The sequence below is a fragment of the Pedobacter kyonggii genome, assembly GCF_004310665.1.
GTDB classification, from domain to species: domain Bacteria; phylum Bacteroidota; class Bacteroidia; order Sphingobacteriales; family Sphingobacteriaceae; genus Pedobacter; species Pedobacter kyonggii.
Window position 1 is genome coordinate 42,990 of the sequence record NZ_SIXF01000023.1, and the last position, 18,243, is coordinate 61,232.

The 18,243-nt window shown below is 41.2% G+C and carries 10 protein-coding genes; all 10 read right to left on the reverse strand.

Annotated features, from left to right (window positions below):
* Positions 1–5: 5 nt before the first annotated feature.
* The 10 genes from EYS08_RS18895 to EYS08_RS18940 all read right to left on the reverse strand — a co-directional run bounded on the left by EYS08_RS18895 (position 6) and on the right by EYS08_RS18940 (position 17,993).
* A complete protein-coding gene (locus EYS08_RS18895; RefSeq protein WP_131031581.1) occupies positions 6–3,227 on the reverse strand; it encodes a T9SS type B sorting domain-containing protein in 3,222 nt (1,073 codons plus the stop codon).
* Positions 3,228–3,258: 31 nt separating this feature from the next.
* Positions 3,259–5,100, reverse strand: a complete 1,842-nt coding sequence (locus EYS08_RS18900; RefSeq protein ID WP_131031582.1) for a carbon starvation CstA family protein — start codon at positions 5,098–5,100, stop codon at positions 3,259–3,261.
* 34 nt (positions 5,101–5,134) lie between these two features.
* Complete coding sequence (locus EYS08_RS18905) at positions 5,135–7,084, reverse strand: heparinase II/III family protein (protein ID WP_131031583.1); 1,950 nt, start codon at positions 7,082–7,084, stop codon at positions 5,135–5,137.
* An 11-nt stretch (positions 7,085–7,095) separates the two neighbouring features.
* Positions 7,096–8,373, reverse strand: a complete 1,278-nt coding sequence (locus EYS08_RS18910) for a polysaccharide pyruvyl transferase family protein (protein WP_131031584.1) — start codon at positions 8,371–8,373, stop codon at positions 7,096–7,098.
* 33 nt (positions 8,374–8,406) lie between these two features.
* On the reverse strand, positions 8,407–9,570 hold the full coding sequence (locus tag EYS08_RS18915) for a glycoside hydrolase family 88 protein (protein ID WP_165456510.1): 1,164 nt from the start codon (positions 9,568–9,570) through the stop codon (positions 8,407–8,409).
* Position 9,571: 1 nt separating this feature from the next.
* Positions 9,572–10,489 (reverse strand): DUF5017 domain-containing protein, encoded by a 918-nt coding sequence (locus EYS08_RS18920; protein WP_131031585.1) that lies wholly within the window; start codon positions 10,487–10,489, stop codon positions 9,572–9,574.
* A gap of 34 nt (positions 10,490–10,523) precedes the next feature.
* The gene (locus tag EYS08_RS18925; RefSeq protein WP_131031586.1) at positions 10,524–12,515 is read right to left on the reverse strand and encodes a RagB/SusD family nutrient uptake outer membrane protein; all 1,992 of its coding nucleotides are present in this window, start codon (positions 12,513–12,515) and stop codon (positions 10,524–10,526) included.
* Positions 12,516–12,526: 11 nt separating this feature from the next.
* Positions 12,527–15,913, reverse strand: a complete 3,387-nt coding sequence (locus tag EYS08_RS18930) for a TonB-dependent receptor (RefSeq protein ID WP_244216000.1) — start codon at positions 15,911–15,913, stop codon at positions 12,527–12,529.
* Between the two features lie 200 nt (positions 15,914–16,113).
* The gene (locus EYS08_RS18935; RefSeq protein ID WP_131031588.1) at positions 16,114–17,280 is read right to left on the reverse strand and encodes a FecR family protein; all 1,167 of its coding nucleotides are present in this window, start codon (positions 17,278–17,280) and stop codon (positions 16,114–16,116) included.
* A 122-nt stretch (positions 17,281–17,402) separates the two neighbouring features.
* Positions 17,403–17,993 (reverse strand): RNA polymerase sigma factor, encoded by a 591-nt coding sequence (locus EYS08_RS18940; protein ID WP_131031589.1) that lies wholly within the window; start codon positions 17,991–17,993, stop codon positions 17,403–17,405.
* Positions 17,994–18,243: the final 250 nt, after the last annotated feature.

Genomic DNA, 18,243 nt, shown 5'->3' on the forward strand with positions numbered 1-18,243 from the left:
GCTGTTTACTCTGGCCCGGTAATGGTAATAAAACCTGTGAAACGTGGTCTGCTCGTTCCAAAATCTACGATATAGTAATAGGTGCCTTCAGCCAGTGGCACTCCATTTAAGGTACCTTCCCAACTGTTGTCATAACCTTTTTTACCATAAATAAAACGGCCGGCTTTGTCAAATACCTTTACTTCATTATTTGGATAGAGGTCTATATTATCGATCACCCATTTGTCGTTTATCCCATCACCGTTGGGCGACATGATATTAGTCGCCTTGATCTTCACCAAATCTTCCGGCACGATTAAGTTAATAGCCTTGCTTTCTGTAAAGCCGCTGGCATGGGTAGCTGTTGCAAAATTCAATGGCTGAGCCCCACCTATCTGTACCCGGTGGCGTAAGCCATTGGTATCAAAAGTAGCGGTAGCGGTATTTAGTCCATAATTACCACTGCCTATCACAGGTAACCAACTGTTTCCATTATATTTTGAAATACCGAAAGGAGATGACGGGGTAAAACCACTGCCTTTCAGGCTTGCAGGAAAGCCGACACGAAACGTATAATCTCCTTCTCCGCTTGTACGGATAACATGGTATGACGCATTTACAAACTGGCTCTTGTCTGCAACTACACCGCCATCTGGCAAACCATTAGTTGTAAGGCCTGTAAGTACACTCATTGTAAATTTGAATACAGCGTCTTTGGGTGGGGTAATGCGTACAGGCAGATAATTTCCGCCGTTTCCTAAAGGAATATCTCCCTGAGCAGTTGTTAATCCGGTTATTTTTACTTCTGCAATTTCACCGGAACTTGCTGACGACATGGTGTTGATATAGGAAGTGCTGCTTCCACCTGAAACACTTGAAACAATAAGCGCTGAAGTTTCCGGAATATTCAGCAGTCCCTTCTGCATATCCAGTTTTCCTATCGTCAGCACCGGGTTCAGTGTAACTCCAGCGGTTGAATTGATTACCATTTTATTGAGAGCAGCATTTTTAAAAGTATTGGCTGCAACGGTTCTTGCTATCGATGTAGAAGGAGAGGCATTTACAAAACCTATAGTGCCATTAGTTGCATCAACTATGCCAGTACCGTTTAGCGTGATAGCGCCTGCAATATTCATTACGGCACCCAGCTTCAGTTTATGGGTATTCCCAGCTTCAACACCTAGTGCGTTAAAAGTAACATTTCCGCCCATGAAACCGATATTATCAGAACCATTGTTAAAATTTACTGTAAGTGATGAAATGGTATTATCATGATCTACAGAGATACAATTAACGGTATCTTCTGCTATCAGGTTGCCACTGACATTCAATATACCTGTAGAAGCTACACCTGTAGAAACCGGAGCGGTATACACAGATGATCCTCTTTGAAAAAACACATCATTTGCTACACTTAAAGCAACTGTGTTGCTCACTTTCAGAAAGGTCCCTGCTATAACTGTTGGTGCTTTGGTATAGCCGGTCCCTCCGCTACTAATGCTTACCTGTGTAATACCAACTTTTGCAGAAACAGCTGCCTCTGTACCATTTCCTGTAACAGACATAATTGGTATGGAAGTGTAGTCAGACCCTGAACTGGTTATAACAATATCTATAATTTTACCACCACTCACTACTGCCGTGGCCGCTGCTCCGCTTCCGCCACCGCCGCTAAAAGTAATACTGGCAGAAGTATAGCCAGAACCGCGATTATTTATATCTGCACCTGTTACTTTTACTTTTGTGATAGTTGCAACAGCACTGGTAGAGCCTGCAGCTTGTCCACCGTTAACAAAAGATAGCGCAGGAATACTGCTTAAATTACCTGGCTCTACAATGGTTAATGCTGATACTACATTTGCATTGATCTGTGCCCTTAAAACAGCTCCATCCCCCTCTCCAACAATCAGGTTATTTAAATTTCTAGTACCTGCTACAACTGCGCTTTGCCCATTTCTTATTAACAAATTAGTTGTTAATCCAAGGGCAGTTGTTGCTGGTACCCAATTTCCGTTTGTAAAAACTTCAAACTGTGATGGGCTCCCCATACTGCTACTCAATTGTGTTGTCCGATAATCACCCGCAGCAGGAACATATTTAAATACATATTCATTAAACAACAATGATCCGTAGCCTAATAATATCGCAGTACCACTTTCTCCTCCATTGTCTTGCCTTATTTTCTCAACAACCATTTTGGTATATTTAACCGGCTCTCCAGACATCCCCAGTCTGTTTACATAATGATTGTAAACCAGTTCATAAAATGGAAGAAATTCTCCCCTTTCATCAGGAGAAATTTCAGATCCATAATGATTTGTTGTATAGGGTACGCTATAACCTAAATTATATTTAGCGGTATATTCGGTTCCTAACAATAACCTGTTTGAATAAAAACCATAAAGATCCGTGTTTTGGTTATACCCTATTTCGCAAGCTTCCGCTAAGCCCCCTATGCCCATTTGGGTATGGTTCTGATCGCGGCCGCTTTCAAAACACTGGCCGGTAGTAGGGTAAATGTAATTGTACAATGTTCCATTAGCATTTGGATAATTTCCATTCCCTGGGCGTGACGTGAAAAAATTGCGTCCTTTGGTGTAAATGGCAGCGTCATTTATAAAAATTCCTATTCCCATCATAGTTTTGGTAATGGCCGTATCCCAATTCCCCGCCAATCCCAGCTGGAAATCTTTAATAACCGGATAAATAACATCCCTGAACATAGATTCCGCTTGCAGTATATCTGCCGTGCTCCAGCCTGAGTTTGTATATCGCAGAATTTCCGCAGCATTAACCAAACCAAAACCAAACCACGCTGCAGCTAACTTGGCACCGTTCCCGCTAAAACCCTGCAAGGTACCTGACCAGGAGTTCAATATTGTTTTAGCAATAGTTGCATATTGAGGGTTTCCTGTAATTTTCCACAGAATTGCACACCTATAAGCTCTCTGACTTTGGGCAGATAGTGCGTTTGACGCATCACTGATGGGTTCTCCAGATTGTCTGCGAACAACGGCATAAACAGCTCCCTGCACATAGTTTAGATCGTTATAGGCAAGCAATTTAGCATATGTCGCTGCCCATGGCTGCCGTTCCGTAGTTGCATCTTTCTTTATCCTGTCCAAGCTGGCAGCGTTGAACAATATCCCGGGATGTACAAGTTGCGCTTGAGCATGTAAAATACCCATCAATAAAAAAACAAAGACCACCAAAGGCACTTTGGCACGTTTAATAAATGTTAATCTCATAATTGGTTATATTTGGTTATAGTCTGAATCTTTACCTCTCCACCAACTCCTTTACCGTATCTCCATAATAATCCACCTTATCTGCTTTCATTTTCGACAATTGATACCATCTTTTGAAGGTGTTCACAAACACAATGAACATCAGCACCATGGCTATGCAGGCCAGGAAAGCCAGTAAATATTGGCCTTTGGGCATGTACATATTCACTACCTGCTCGTAACCTGCCCAGAAGGTGATGAGCGCCATGAATACCCCAGGTATAGCAGCACAAAGGGCATACTTCTTCCTGTTCATACGGATGAGCATGGTGGTACAAACAATCAGGCCACAGGCTGCCAGTAATTGGTTGCTGATCCCAAACAACGGCCAGATACTACTTACGTTCCCTGTATACACCAGGTAACCCCAGGAAAAGGTGAACAGCAAACTGCTGATGATGATCCCCGGTATCCAGTTCTTATCTTTGAACCTGGGAATTACCCTTCCTATCATCTCCTGTAAGAAAAATCTACCTACCCGTGTGCCTGCATCAATTGCTGTCAGTATAAATACCGCTTCAAACATGATTGCAAAATTGTACCAATAGGCCATCACATCATCCATATAAGGTATTTTATTAAATATATGCGCCATACCCACTGCAAGGGATACTGCCCCTCCGGTCCTTCCCTGTAGCTCTACCCCAATCTTTTCACTAAAATGGGCCAAGTCTACTGCCTTTAAATCTGGATTTTGCGCAATAAAGCTTTCGTACATCTCTTTGGGGGTATTGATGGCGAAATAATCTCCAGGCACTAACGTACAGGCTGCTATCAAGGCCATCAATGCTACAAAGCCTTCTACCAGCATGGCTCCGTAGCCTACAAACAGGATTTCCTTTTCATTGGTCAGCATTTTTGGAGTTGTTCCTGTGGCAATAATGGCATGAAAACCAGAGATTGCTCCACAGGCGATTACGATAAAAATAAAAGGCAATACAGGACCACCAATAACCGGACCGCCACCGCTCACGAATTGGGTAAGTGCAGGCATTTGCAGTGTTGGATGTACAAATATCACTCCTATTGTTAACATAAGGATAGTTCCTATCTTTAAATAGGTAGATAGGTAATCTCTTGGAACTAATAATAGCCAAACAGGTAATACAGATGCTAAAAAGCCATATACTGTTATTGCTATGGATATGGTTTCTATCTTCCAGTGAAAAACATTACTAATAGTAGGAATCTGCATCAGCTCATGACCTCCCACTATAGCGGCAATCAGCATGATTCCCCCGAAAATACTTGCCAAGGTAATGCTGTCTTTCCGGTAGCGCATGATTAAGCCCATGATCACGGCAATGGGCATGGTTGCAATTACAGTAAACAACGACCAGGAAGCTTCGTGCATAGCGCTGATACAAGCTAAAGAAAGGCCCGCCAGGGTAAGGATAAGGATAAAAAGGATGGCTATTCCTGCGATTAAACCGGTACCTGTACCGATCTCTTTTCCTGCTATGGTAGCCAGGCTTTCTCCTTTATGTCTTACTGATGCAAAGAGCACCACCATATCATGCACCCCGCCACCCAGTACGCAGCCTATTAAAATCCATAGTGTTCCCGGCAGGTAACCAAACTGAGCTGCCAGCACCGGGCCTACCAAAGGTCCAGCGGCTGCTATAGCTGCAAAATGATGGCCAAACAGTACATTCCTGTTGGTGGCCACATAATCTTTTCCATCTGAAAATTCTATTGCAGGGGTTACGTTTGCTGCATTTAGCTTTAATACTTTATTGGCTAGGAAAATCCCATAAAACCGATAAGCAATAGCAAATACCAATAAGGCGATAAAAACTAAAGTGAGGGCATTAACCCCATTTAAAAAATCCATAGTGCTGTAAAATTTTCTGTCTTTTTTTAGAATGTTAGTTTTGCGGCCTATAGGTAATTACAATTTGACCTTCGGATACTGGTTTTGAAACAGAAATACCAATACGTGTATAAGGCGTACCACCTTCTGATATTTCCTCTGATTTTAGCAATAGTTTGTTACCCGCAGAAGAAAAGGTAACTAACATTTTTTCGTTTGCTCTTGTCAGCAACAATGTATTATCGGAAATCTGCTTCCATTTGGAACGAGTAGAAATCACAGTTTCAAACTCCTGAGGATTAGCATATGCAAAAGAATCCGTAAATGTTATACTGCCGACATCTGATCTATCGTAATCCATAGTACGCTCAAGCTTCTTTAATCCTGGCACATTATATGCCGACGCAATGTCTAATGTGATATTATCTTTTTCCTTCGTAAAATCCGTACGGACAGTTTTTGCCTCGGCTAGTTTACCCGGACGCTGTTGGCTACCCGCAACCAGCGGAACAGGATGACCATACGACCCTACTGTTTTATAAGTATAACGGTATTTAGGATCGAAAATATTGCTTGCATAAGGAATTACCCCAGGATCGCCAGCCATTATTTGATTTCCCTGTACAATTGTATACGAACCGATATCGTTATGATTATGAGATTCGTTGTTATTGCCGCCTTTAAGCGCCACACCTATATTAGCTGAAGCGCCTGGTAGAGGCCTGCAAACCAGCACACCTGTTTGCTCAAAAAGAGAGCGGATATTTGCTCCTTCTTTCTGCATATTCTTTTTAGGCATCGATTTGGATGAAGAATTTGGAAAAGCCATCATCACACTCTTACGATTGTCACTGGTTCCACTTTCGTTTGTAAGTGTGTCATATCGGGCTATGCCTAGCCCTAAGCTCCTGTTGAGATAAATCATCATCGCCTCATCAGGCGTAGCTCCTTCCCTACAATCTGAAATGGCCGGGTATACTCCATTTATAACCTCAATATTCGGCGCATAACGGGCAATCTTCTGAACTTTTGGGTCGTTAAAAAGATCAATATTTCCTCCCGTAGCCTGCCAAATACCTTCACGCAACAAGATATAATGGCCGAATCCATAGTTGTAATAAGTTACCCCTTCCACACAATATCCATCATCATTAAATCCGGCTAATCCATTCCGGGAATAATATTCTCCAATGTATGTAAATACAGCTCGCTCATGTTTATCTTCGATTACAGTTAGTGCTGCGCCCACCAATCCAGCCAAACAAACATGGTTCCAGTTGTTGTCTGCAGTTAGAAAATGGTTTTCTTTATCATTATTTTGTGTTTTAAATTTGTGATGTATGGGATTGAATATTCTTGTATATAAGGCATCTATGGCCTCTTTTCGTAATTTTGGACTGATCTTATTTCCCATCATATAAAGTGTTTGTGCAATGGTATGTGCATATAATGAAGAAGTCAGTTCTACTGAATACGCTAGTCCATTATAATTCTTAAAATCATGATCGCTGCGGGGCGATACCCAGGATTTTTGGTTAATAATATCACGCAAGCCATCTTCCACCATCCGGGTATACTTCCCTTCGTTTTGCAAGCATTCGGCCCAGGTTACTTTTGCCAAGCCTTCTGCCCTTTTTCGCATCATTGTCAAACCTGCGTTTGAAGAAGAGGCACTACCGTTTGAGAGAGAGAAATAATCGTCCTTGCTAAAAGCGGGGAAACTATAATCTTTCATCCCCCGTAAAAACCGATCATAATTACCTGATTTTAAGAGGTTGTCCCAAACTTTACGTTCATGATAAGGCTTCCCGAAACCTGATGGTTTATCCGACAGCATTTTTTCAATCTCCCGGACGCGTTTTTCATCAATAGGTTTGAGCGGAAAAGGCCCCGTTTGAGCAATTGATGCTGAAATCTTTAAAGTTAAAAGACCGGTAATAACAATAATTTTAGCCGTTAGCAACAAGTGCGTATAATAAGCTGGTTTAAAATGTACTTTTTTCATTTCTTTTACGGTTAAGCCTTTAAAGATTCTCCTAAAATCTTCATTGTATCCCTTTGGTATTGAGCTACCAGTTTCTGGGCTTTCTTTACTTTTTCTTTTGAGGCTGTAGGGTTTTTCACCATGTTAAGCACAGTAGGGACAATTCTTTCTACATCTTCTTTTGTATCCATATCGAACAGCCACTCTTTTAACCCAATGTCTTGCCACATATATCCTTTTGATGTTTGCTCGGTAAAGCGACAAACGATAGCTGGTACACCCAGGGCTATACACATTATTGGTGAATGCATTTCAAGTCCGAATAATCCTGCAGAACGGGCGTATGTACTCACCGCTTCGTCTGTAAGCCAATAACTATCGCGCCAAATAACGCGGGTTTTAACATCCTCTGGCAGGGCATCATACAGCATTTCTTTGCCTATACGGATTTGAGTTTCATTTTCCGGAACAATTAACACCTTAAGATCTGTTTGTCTCACCACTTCGATAATGGCCTGCCTAATGGGCAGATTATCATGTTCTTTCATTTTTTCGTTCCTCGCGTGTTTTTCCTGGTTAACGGGCAATTGCTTTGATGGAATCTCCCACCATGGAGAAAATCGAAGTTGTGGAATAACGCAAACAAATTTTCCTGTTTCGAGACCATGAGCTTCTAAGAATACATCTGCTGCTTTATCGTTTCTAACATCGACGGCAAATGCGCCGTCCGGGCAAAAACCCATAATCTTGCAGCGTGCACCATGCTTTTTAGCAAATTCCAGAGATACCGAATCCCTGAAATAAGTGAAAGCAGCATGATTAAAAAGTTCCATATCTAATGGATTGAATGTTGCATCTTCGGCTTGGAATCCGTAATTCCCAGGGAAGGTAATCCCATATATACCATAAGGTTTGCCTGTCTTTTCTTTCCATAACTTAAGTTCATGCCTCCCCACCAAAGACGGACCTGAACCATGTAAAAAAAAATCGCATTCGCTTATTGCTTTCTGCTTGTCCTCGGCTGTTTTAATAATTTTTAACTTAGGAAATCTAGCCAAAAGCATCTCCTCTACGCCTGATTTAACAGAATCTGGCCAAAGGCGAACTTGCACATGCGGTAAGTATTTTTCAATCAAAGCCAAAACACCAGGCGTATGACCGATATCTCCAATATTTTCAACCTGCCAGGATGAACGTAGGAGTAAGTTTTTTTTGCTCTTGCCAGCGTGTGCCAATGCCGGAACACTGGCTAAATATCCTGCCAATAGGAGACTGTGCTTAAGGAAATCCTTTCTAGAAATGTGTGTCATATTAAATTCTTATTATTGGAAAGCGTGCGCTAATTATATTTTAATCCGGCTGTATCTTAACAAAGCCTCCAGGTAATAATAATCTGCGTAAATAATGGGTGTGTTTACTTCTGATTGATAAGGCTTTGAACCAACCGAGTGTTTGAGCAGGAAATTGTTGTTTTCTCCTAAATTTGCAGTATATACTTTGCCCGAAAGACTCCTCAATATATCTTCCGCCAGTCTGAAGTGCGCCTTATCTTTTGTATAAGTATACAATTCCAATAAAGCAGAAGCCGTAATGGCCGCTGCTGATGCATCTCGTTCTTCATTCGGTATATTTGGCGCGTTAAAATCCCAATACGGAATTTTATCCGATGGAAGGTTCGGATGATTGGCTATAAACTTTGCAATATTTATAGCTTGATTAAGATATTTCTTATTTCCGGTTTCCCTATACATCATGGTATAACCGTAAACAGCCCATGCCTGCCCTCTGGCCCATGCAGACTCATCTGCAGCTCCCTGATTGGTTTTCCTGGCAAGTACTTTCCCTGTAGTATCATAACAAACTACATGGTAACTGCTATAATCTTTTCTGAAATGGTTTTTAAGGGTATTGTCTGCATGTGTAGTACTTAGATCATAAAATTTGCTGTTTCCTGATGCTCTCGCAGCCCATAATAAGAACTCCAGATTCATCATATTGTCTATAATCACTGGATAGTCATACCCCTTAAACTCCTCCCAGGACTTAATCAGTCCAATTTTAGGATTGAAACGCGTAGCCAGCGATTCTGCTCCAATAAGCATAATGTCCTTATATTTCTCATTTTTGGTTAAACGATAGCCATTTCCGAAAGAACAATACAGCATAAACCCTAAATCGTGGGTGGTCTTATTGTACTTTTCTTTTTCTACAGCCATGGTCCATTTATCTGCAGCTTCTTTCCATTTATTGTCCTGAGTATATTCATAGAGATACCACAAGGACCCGCCGAAGAAACCACTGCACCACCAATCTGATGTTCGGGTATCCAGGATTCCCTCTTTCTTTACAGATTGAGGAAATCTGGTGAGGTCTTTATTCGCTTTCAGCATCAATTCATATTGTGCTTTGGCAAATTCCATTTCTTTATGTACATCAACCTTAGGTTGTGCCGGTAAACTGAGTGTCGTTATTAAAAGCGTAATCGCTAAAAAAATAGTCTTCATCATCCTAGTTTGTAACGGTAATTTCTATTTGCCTAACTACCTTTTTATTTCCATAAACATTATTTGTTTCACCTATAAAAGTAGCGGTATAGGTGCCAGCGTTGGCATAGGTATAGGTGTAACTTTCCTTTTTTGCTTCTCTGAACAATTTAAGCGCTGTTGCTTTATCTGTCCCTAAGTCGTTAGGATTGATATGAATGGCCCTGCTAATTCCCCAGTCTTCTGTATATTCTTCCTTAATTGCCGCAGCTGCATTTCCTTTAAATTGGATGGTCGTCGTGTTTACAAGTGATCTGCCTGCTTCTTTATTTCCATAAGAAAACACAGAAAAATTGCTTCCTGAACCGTAGTCCATTAGCGTGACCTGCCCATCATCAAGTTTACTTTTGAACAATACAGCAGTAAGGTTCCAATCATTGGCGGCTCCAAATTCGGTCTGAGGTTTGGTAATGTATCTAAAGGCCAGATATAATGGTTTTCCTGCAACAGCCAGATCCATAATATCAACTTCAGTCGACGCTGTTACGGTGGCGTTCTTTGCAAGTACAAATCGGTTGGTGACGTCTACCCAAGTAGCCTCCCTGATATTACCAATTGCATATTTACCATCAAAATCAGAAGAAACCAACACAGCTAATTGATTGGCCTGTTGTATAGCGGCTACCGTAGCACTTGAGAAGGACAAATAACAATTTTTTAATGTTCTGGAGTTTGTGGCATAGTTGTAGTCCTTCAGGAATTCTCCTGAATAAAAGGAAAGCATTTGAGGGCTCCCGCCAAACTTGAAAGTGATCGGTTCACCAGCCTTAATTGTAGTTTTATCAGCTGTAACCGCTAATGCGGGATCATCAAGCTGATATTTCTCACAAGAAAATAAAGCAACCGATATCAGTATTAAATAAAATTTGAAATATGTGTTCATTAGAATATCAGATTAATAGTAAAATGATTGACGATTACCAGCCTGGATTCTGGCCAATTACCTTATTGACTGTAGTTTCGGCATCTGGAATAGGCCATAAAACATCCCGTTCAGAGGTGTTTTCTCCTGCTTTTCCACCGAAGGCCCTTGATCCCAAAGGAGCAAAATCAAGCGCAATTTGTTTCATCACACGGTAGTAATCACCCCAGCGCACCAAATCTCTCTTCCTCATGGCCTCAAATGCAAATTCCCTGGAACGCTCCGCTTTGATAAATTCCATAAATCTGCCATAATCAGCAAAATCGGAAGTTTTTACATCTCCCTTAAATACAGATAGATTGGACAGGGTTATCGTAGCTTTTGCCTGCACACCAGCATATGTAAATACAGCACCTGTAGTGGCTGCTGCAGATGCTCCAGAGCTTTGCGTTGGTGGCGTAGTGGTGGCGGTACCTGCTGTAGTAACTGTATACAGCTTATTGGCATTATAAACTTGTTTGCCTACAGCGTATAAGACATTTGGCATCCACGATTCACCAATAGTGATGGTTGGCACTGAATTATAATTACCACCGCTATTCTCCAAATAAATTGCGGTTAGCGCTCTGGTTCCACTGGTTGCAACTGTTGCTACAGCAGCGCCACCTGTACCTCCACCACCGGAAATTGTAACCACTGGTGCTGATGTATAGCCTGTACCTGCAGTTGAAATGGTTATTGTATCGATCATTTCTCTATTTGGCAATAGGTTTCCAAACGCTCTTCTTCTCACTTGATTCACAGTCTGATCCAGTATATCTTGGGCTGGTATGGTTGCATTTTGGCCTGCTACAGCTTCTGCATACATCAGCAGCACATCTGCGTATCGCAGCAACGGATAATTGACCGAATTACCTCCCTGCTCCTTTGGATAAACGGTTTCATACTCCCTTCTCCATTTGGCTACGTGTCTTTGACTTGCCTGCGCGGCTGTTGGATAGACAGGCCAATAGGTTTTGGTGGCTGGATTGGTTGAAGATAAAGTGTATGGCGCGATGTTCCAGTCCCTTCTCAGGTCACCTTTTGTATAAGAAAAATATAACTTTGGTGTTATCGCTACATATCCGAAGCTATAGCCATAATTTGGATCCTGGCCACCATGAGAAATACCATAATGAATGCCAACCTTCCCGGTGGCATTAAAACCGTCTGAGCTATATCCATAAAACTCTACCTCCCATATACTTTCTTTAAGGTCATATTTATCCTGGCTCATATTGATGAATACTTGCCTATAATCTGGGTTAAGGGTATGATAGCCATCATCAATCACTTTTTTTGCCCAAATTTTCGCCATTTCGTATTTAGATACATCCTTTACAGGGTCTCCTGCCATGTATAAACATACTCTGGCCAACATACCTCGTACAGCAGATTTGTTGATGTGCCCTGCGTTGGTAACCTGTCCTACACCGGGAACCAGACTTTCCGCTTCGGTCATATCTTTGATGATCTGCTCGTATACTTCTTTTGAAGGGGTTCTGGGATTATTGGTTTGCGCAACAGAAGAGGTAGGCTCCAGCAACAAAGGTACATCTCCCCAGTAACTGACCAGTAAAAAGTAAAAGTAAGATCTTAAAAACAAAGCTTCACCTCTAATAACAGCCCGATTTGCTTCAGCCATTGTTGGCTTATTGATATTGGCAAGCAATAGGTTTGCTCTTTCTATCCCACTATAAAGTGCGGTCCATACTGTAGTTACGTTACTTTCGGAAGTGGTAACTAAGTTGACAGCAATGCCAGTGTTCTGTGCAGAACGGTTATAAAAACCTTCATCTCCATCCAAAGACATCACCCCTTGAAAGCTGTGCGCATAAATTTTTGTCAATGTCTGAAACACCCCTGCCAATGCAGAATTAAGCTGTTGTTCTGTCTCGTAATAATTTAAACTTGTGATTGTATCTTTTGGTACTGTATCTAAGAATTTAGTGCAAGATGTAACCACACAAACCAGGGCTACCAAACTGATGTATAATTTTGATTTCATAATATTTGGTTTTATAGTGAAGCTTTAAGTCCAAAAACTAATGTTTTCGCCATAGGGAATGCGGAATAATCGAATCCTGGTGTGAGGATAGAGTTTCTCGTCGACACTTCTGGATCCATACCTGAATAGTTGGTCCATGTAACCAGATTCTGTGCTGAAGCTGTCACCAAAACCTCTTTAAGTCCCAGTCTTTTCAAATAATTCGTCGGGATGCTATAAGCCAATTCCACCGTCTTCAACCTTAAATAAGAAGCATCTTCCAGTTCCCTGGTTGAATAATAGCCTTCCGGAACCCCGCCCACCACGGGAATGGTTGTACTCGGATTGGTAGGCGACCAACGATCCGCATAACTTGCGTATTGATTTAGCATACTATATGCCTTAGCTTCGAACATGAGCTTGTTTGCATTGTACACATCATTGCCATACGACCATTGGAAGAATACGTTCAGGCTTAGATTTTTATAAGTGAAATTATTGGAGAAACCTCCAGAATGAATAGGTAACCCCCTACCAATAATGGTCTGATCTGCCGCTGTGATAATTCCGTCATTGTTCAGATCTCTGTAACGGATGTATCCAGGCCTAATCACCTCTCTTGCCAGGCCATTTGTCGGCACAGCATTTTTAAGTCGGTAACCGCCGTTTGGCAATTGATGAAAATCTTCATACTGATAAATCCCGTCGAAGATATACCCAACAAAATTGCCTACTGAATGACCTATAGCTGCACTGTACAACACTGGGTCAGCATATCCAGACTGCCACCTGGGTGAAATACTATTCAATAAACGTTCTTCCCCATCAGCCAACTGTAAAATAGTGTTCCGGTTAAAGCTTATATTGAAATTACTTCTCCATGCAAAATCATTCTTATTGATATTGATCGTATTCAAGGTGAACTCCAATCCCTCATTCTTTAATTTACCTACATTTTTGTAGGCACGGGCATAACCTGTACTGGGCGACATATTGGCAAGCAGCAACAAATTGTCGGTTTTTTTCCGATACACATCAACCACCAACTCAATTCTATTCTTCAATAAAGATAAATCGTATCCTAAGTTGAGTTGCGCAGTAGTTTCCCATCTTAAATTGGGATTACCAATCGTAGGGATGGCTGCTGGTGTTGGCACCTCATTCCCAAAAGAATAGCCAGTAGAGTTGTCTACACTGATGGGTGAAAGTGCAGAAAAATCTCCTACCCTGTTGTTGCCGGTCAGGCCGTAACTTATACGTAATTTGGCTTCTGTAATGGCTTCAATCTCCTTAAAAAAGGATTCTTCTTTCATTTTCCAGGCAAAAGCCCCCGATGGAAAGTAACCCCATTTATTGTTTGGAAATTTAGAGGACCCATCTGCCCTGAATGTTGCTGTAAACAGGTATTTGGATCTATATCCATAATTCACTCTGCTGAAATAAGATTGCAGGGTATTGTAAGTACCAAAAGAGCCTACCGCTAATGGTGTACCTTGCCCTAACCCATCTATGCCCAAAGTCTCATTTGGAACTTTAATTGCCGTGTAGTTATTTCCCTTGTTGGTTTCCTGCTGAAAACTAAGACCACCCAATACAGTCAACGAATGGATTTTGTTCACTTTGCTATAGGTAAGGGTATTTTCGTTAGACCAGGTACTGCGGTTGCTATAGGCCATGGCACCCCACTGTCCATAGTTGTTTCTCGGACTCTTAGGACTGCCTTCACTTGTGCTGGAATTATAAAAGGCACCCAATTTAATGGTATTCAGGTTAATAGCGCCGGTAGATTTGAATACCAGGTTTTTAGTCAAATCGTAACTAAAGTACCCATTGGCAACCAGGTTATTGTTATCTTTATTTCTGTATACATTCTTTGCAGACTCCACTGGATTAAAGCGGTAATCTGTCGTGCTGGTTACGCCTTCATCAAAAAGTTCTTCTTCCAGGTCTAGATCACCTGTTAGGTATCCTGCATTTACGGGCCGGTATCCCCATACAGAGTAAAGAAGCGCGCTCGAAGCATAGCCATCGCTAATGGAAGAAGCAATTTGGCCATAAGTCTGTGTATGTGTATAATTTGTACTCAACCCAGCTTTCAACTTTTTATTGATATTTTGATCTATCGTTACACGTCCCTGCTGCTTCTTTAAACCTGTGTTTACTACAACAGAACCAGTCTCAAACAAGGATCCTGAAATGGCGTATTTGGTATCTTCATTTCCGCCTCTCAACGATAAATTGTGGATATTGGTTGCTCCTTGTCTGAAAAACTGATCCTGCCAATTAATCCCTTCTACATTTTTATACGAATCGTAGGTTATGCCGTCTGGAAAATACAGCGCCCTAGCCGTTACTGAATCACGCTCATATTCCAATTTAACAAACTCATAAGGACTTAACACCTCAACTCTTTTAGTTACATCCTGGAAACCGTAGGATCCTGAATAATTCAGATTGGGTTTGCTCACTTTCCCCTTTTTTGTTTCTACAACAATGACACCGTTTGCACCTCTGGATCCGTATATCGCGGTTCCGGAAGCATCTTTAAGTACGTTAATAGATTCTATATCGTCTGGGTTCAACATAGAAAGATCAAAATTCTCAGTAGCAAAGCCATCAATTACAAATAAAGGGGACGCATCTTGAGTAATCGAACCTATCCCGCGGATCCGAATGTTGATTCCTTCCTCTCCAGGTTGGCCCTGACTATTTTGCACACTCAATCCCGCTACCCGGCCCGCCAATGCCTGTACAATGTTTGATACGGGTGCTTTAACCATATCTTTAATATTTACCTGTGCAACAGAACCGGTAATATCTACCTTCCGTACAGAACCATATCCAACCACGAGCACTTCATTTAAACTGCTGATCTGCTGTTTCAATCTGACATTGATCACAGCTCTTCCCTCTACTTTTACTTCCTGGTCATCATACCCCAAATAGCTAAAAATCAAAACAGCACTTTCCCCAACTTCAAAAACGTAACGGCCATCCTGATCTGCTACTACAGTTTTTTCAGTGCCTTTCAGCTTAATGCCTGCGCCGGGCAAAGAATTGCCTTGCTCATCTGTAATTAAACCAGTTACTTTGATCTTTTTCTTCACAAATTGTGAAAAGGTGTATTGACGTGCTTGCAAAACAACTGCTTTATTGTCAATCTTATACGTTAAGGGTTGGTTGGAGAAAATGCTTTTCAGAACATCCTCAAAGTCCGCATCTTTGACAGAAATATTTACAGGATTAGCTAATTCAAGCACGTGGTCAGCATACACAAAGTTATAACCACTTTGCGCACGTAAGGATTTTAGCACAGATCTCAGATCTGCATGCTCCTTGTTCAATGTGATTTTCTGTGCAATGCTGGCAGCGCTTAGCTGCATCAGGGCAGCTACTAATAATACGGTGGTTAATCGCATAATAAGCCAAAATTTACGGGCACAACAGTATATTGTACCCCGGTTTGTGGTAAATTTTTTATACATTCGTTTACATTTGGTTACGCAGGAGCCTTGGTTTCCAATCTTCAGGCGACTGCGGGTTTATTTATATTAAAAAAATAAGGGCCAAACTTTAACCAACTCCCTGCTACAACAGGGATTTGGTTTTTTTGCCCATACTATTTACTTACAATAATTTTTCTGCCGTCTATTTTAAATTTTACTTCACCAGTTGATTCTAAAGGCCGCAACACTTCAGATACATTCGCAAAACGGGATACCCCGCCACTGAATGTGGTTGAAGGCAATTCACCATGGTATACTATTTCAACATTATACCACCGTGAGATCATCCGCATGATGTAACGGATGTCTTCCTTTTCAAAAATAAATTGGTTGTTTTTCCACGCCACAGCGAGCGCTGCATCAACCTCCTCTACTTTCAAACTTGTTCCCTGCAGTATAGATTGCTGGTTGGGCCTAAGGACCACATCATTCACACTTGCTCTTCCTTCCACCAAGGTGGTTCTGGTAATTCTTTCATCTGGATAAGCATTGATATTGAACGCCGTACCAATATCTTCGACAATCTGTCCGGCACTTTCTACCCTAAATGGTCTTTTCGATTGATGCACTACGATGAAATATGCCTCGCCGGTTAGCTTAACCCTACGGTCCTTATTGAAGGTCTGGTTGGCAAATTCTAATTTACTATCCGCATTCAAAAACACCTTTGTCCCATCTGGAAGCGCCACCTGATAAGTTCCGCCACGCGGTGTGCTAATGGTCGTCAATCCGCTAAGCTGAGCACCTGTTCGCTCATCATCTTTTCCAGTTTCGAACAATGTACCATCAATATATTTAATCTGATCTGCATCAATTACAACTCCAGTCTTGGATTCGCTCAACTGCATTCTGCTGCCATCAGGTAAGGTGATAGTAGCGGTGTTTTTACCGGGTTTAATATGGTTTTGATTGACTATATCCGAGTTGCTTTTTATGATTGGGTTGTAAGTATAAAACCAAATGCCTGAGATAATCAAAGCTATTGCTGCTGCTATTGCCGTCAGTTTTGGCAGTAAACTCGCCCTCTTAGGCCGGGAACTTGCTTGTAAAGGCTGATAATTATAGATGTAATTTAAGATAGCCTGCTTTTTTGTAGCATCCAATGCATTTTCGGGAACGGCCATTTCGTTACTAAATGCATCGGGAAAAAGCTGCATCAATTCCTGATCGTTGTGAGAAGCAATGATATGTGACCATAATTCTTCATTTTCCGTTTCGGTATTCAGGTTATTGAAATAGTTTTGCAGCAGGACTTGAAGCCTCGCATTTGATTTTTGCATCGTTTGTTGGTTTAGGCAGTTTTATACCTTTTAACTACATTGACACGTGAAGCAAAAAAAATGCTTAGTGGTTTATCAAAAAATAATTAATAAATATTTAATAGACTGATTTACAATGATATTTACTTGAATAGTACAGCAAATAATGCCGGATAGGTAAGCGCATGTTTGTTGAAATGCTCACGGATGTGTTTTAAGGCTTGATGCATATGTGCCTGTACGGTACGGCTTGAAACGTTCATCTTTTTCGCAACTTCTTCATATTTCAATCCCTCTATATGACAAAGGGTGTATGCTGTCCGTTGCTGGGGGCTTAAGTTTTCTATAGCTTGGGTTAGTATCCTATTGCTTTCATTGTAATCCAATGTTTTATCTGTAGCGTTTTCAGATTCCGGATTGTGAATTTTAAGCTGTGTCGCCGATCTGGCATCTTGAGCCAATTTTCGTATAATGTTTAATGAATGGTTTCTTACCACACGGTTTAGGTATGCTCCAAAGCTTTTTACTTCATTAAGCTTTTCTCTGTTGAGCCATATTTTTAAAAAAACATCCTGTACGATTTCACCGGCCTGATCTTCTGATTTAGTCAGCTTTCGACCATAGTCATATACATACCGTTGATAAAAATCAAAGACCTCCGTAAATGCACGCTGATCGCCCACGGCAATCCTGGCCAGTAGTTCTTCTTCATTTTTAAGTTGCCTGTTTTGCATTGGCTGTACCCTTGGGTGATAACTTTATTTTGGTTAGCTGAACAACAAGTATAGTGTAAATTTAAGCATCTGCAAGTATCTATTCGTTAGTTTTAAGAGTAAGAGATGATTTTTATCTGGTACCCTAAAAATTAAAAGCCCTTGCAATCATCTGATTTACATGGATTTGGTACATTTTGGTGGTATTAGCTGCGATCCCGCCGGGAGTTGTAACTTACCCAATATCAATGTTTAAATAGTAGCTATTTAT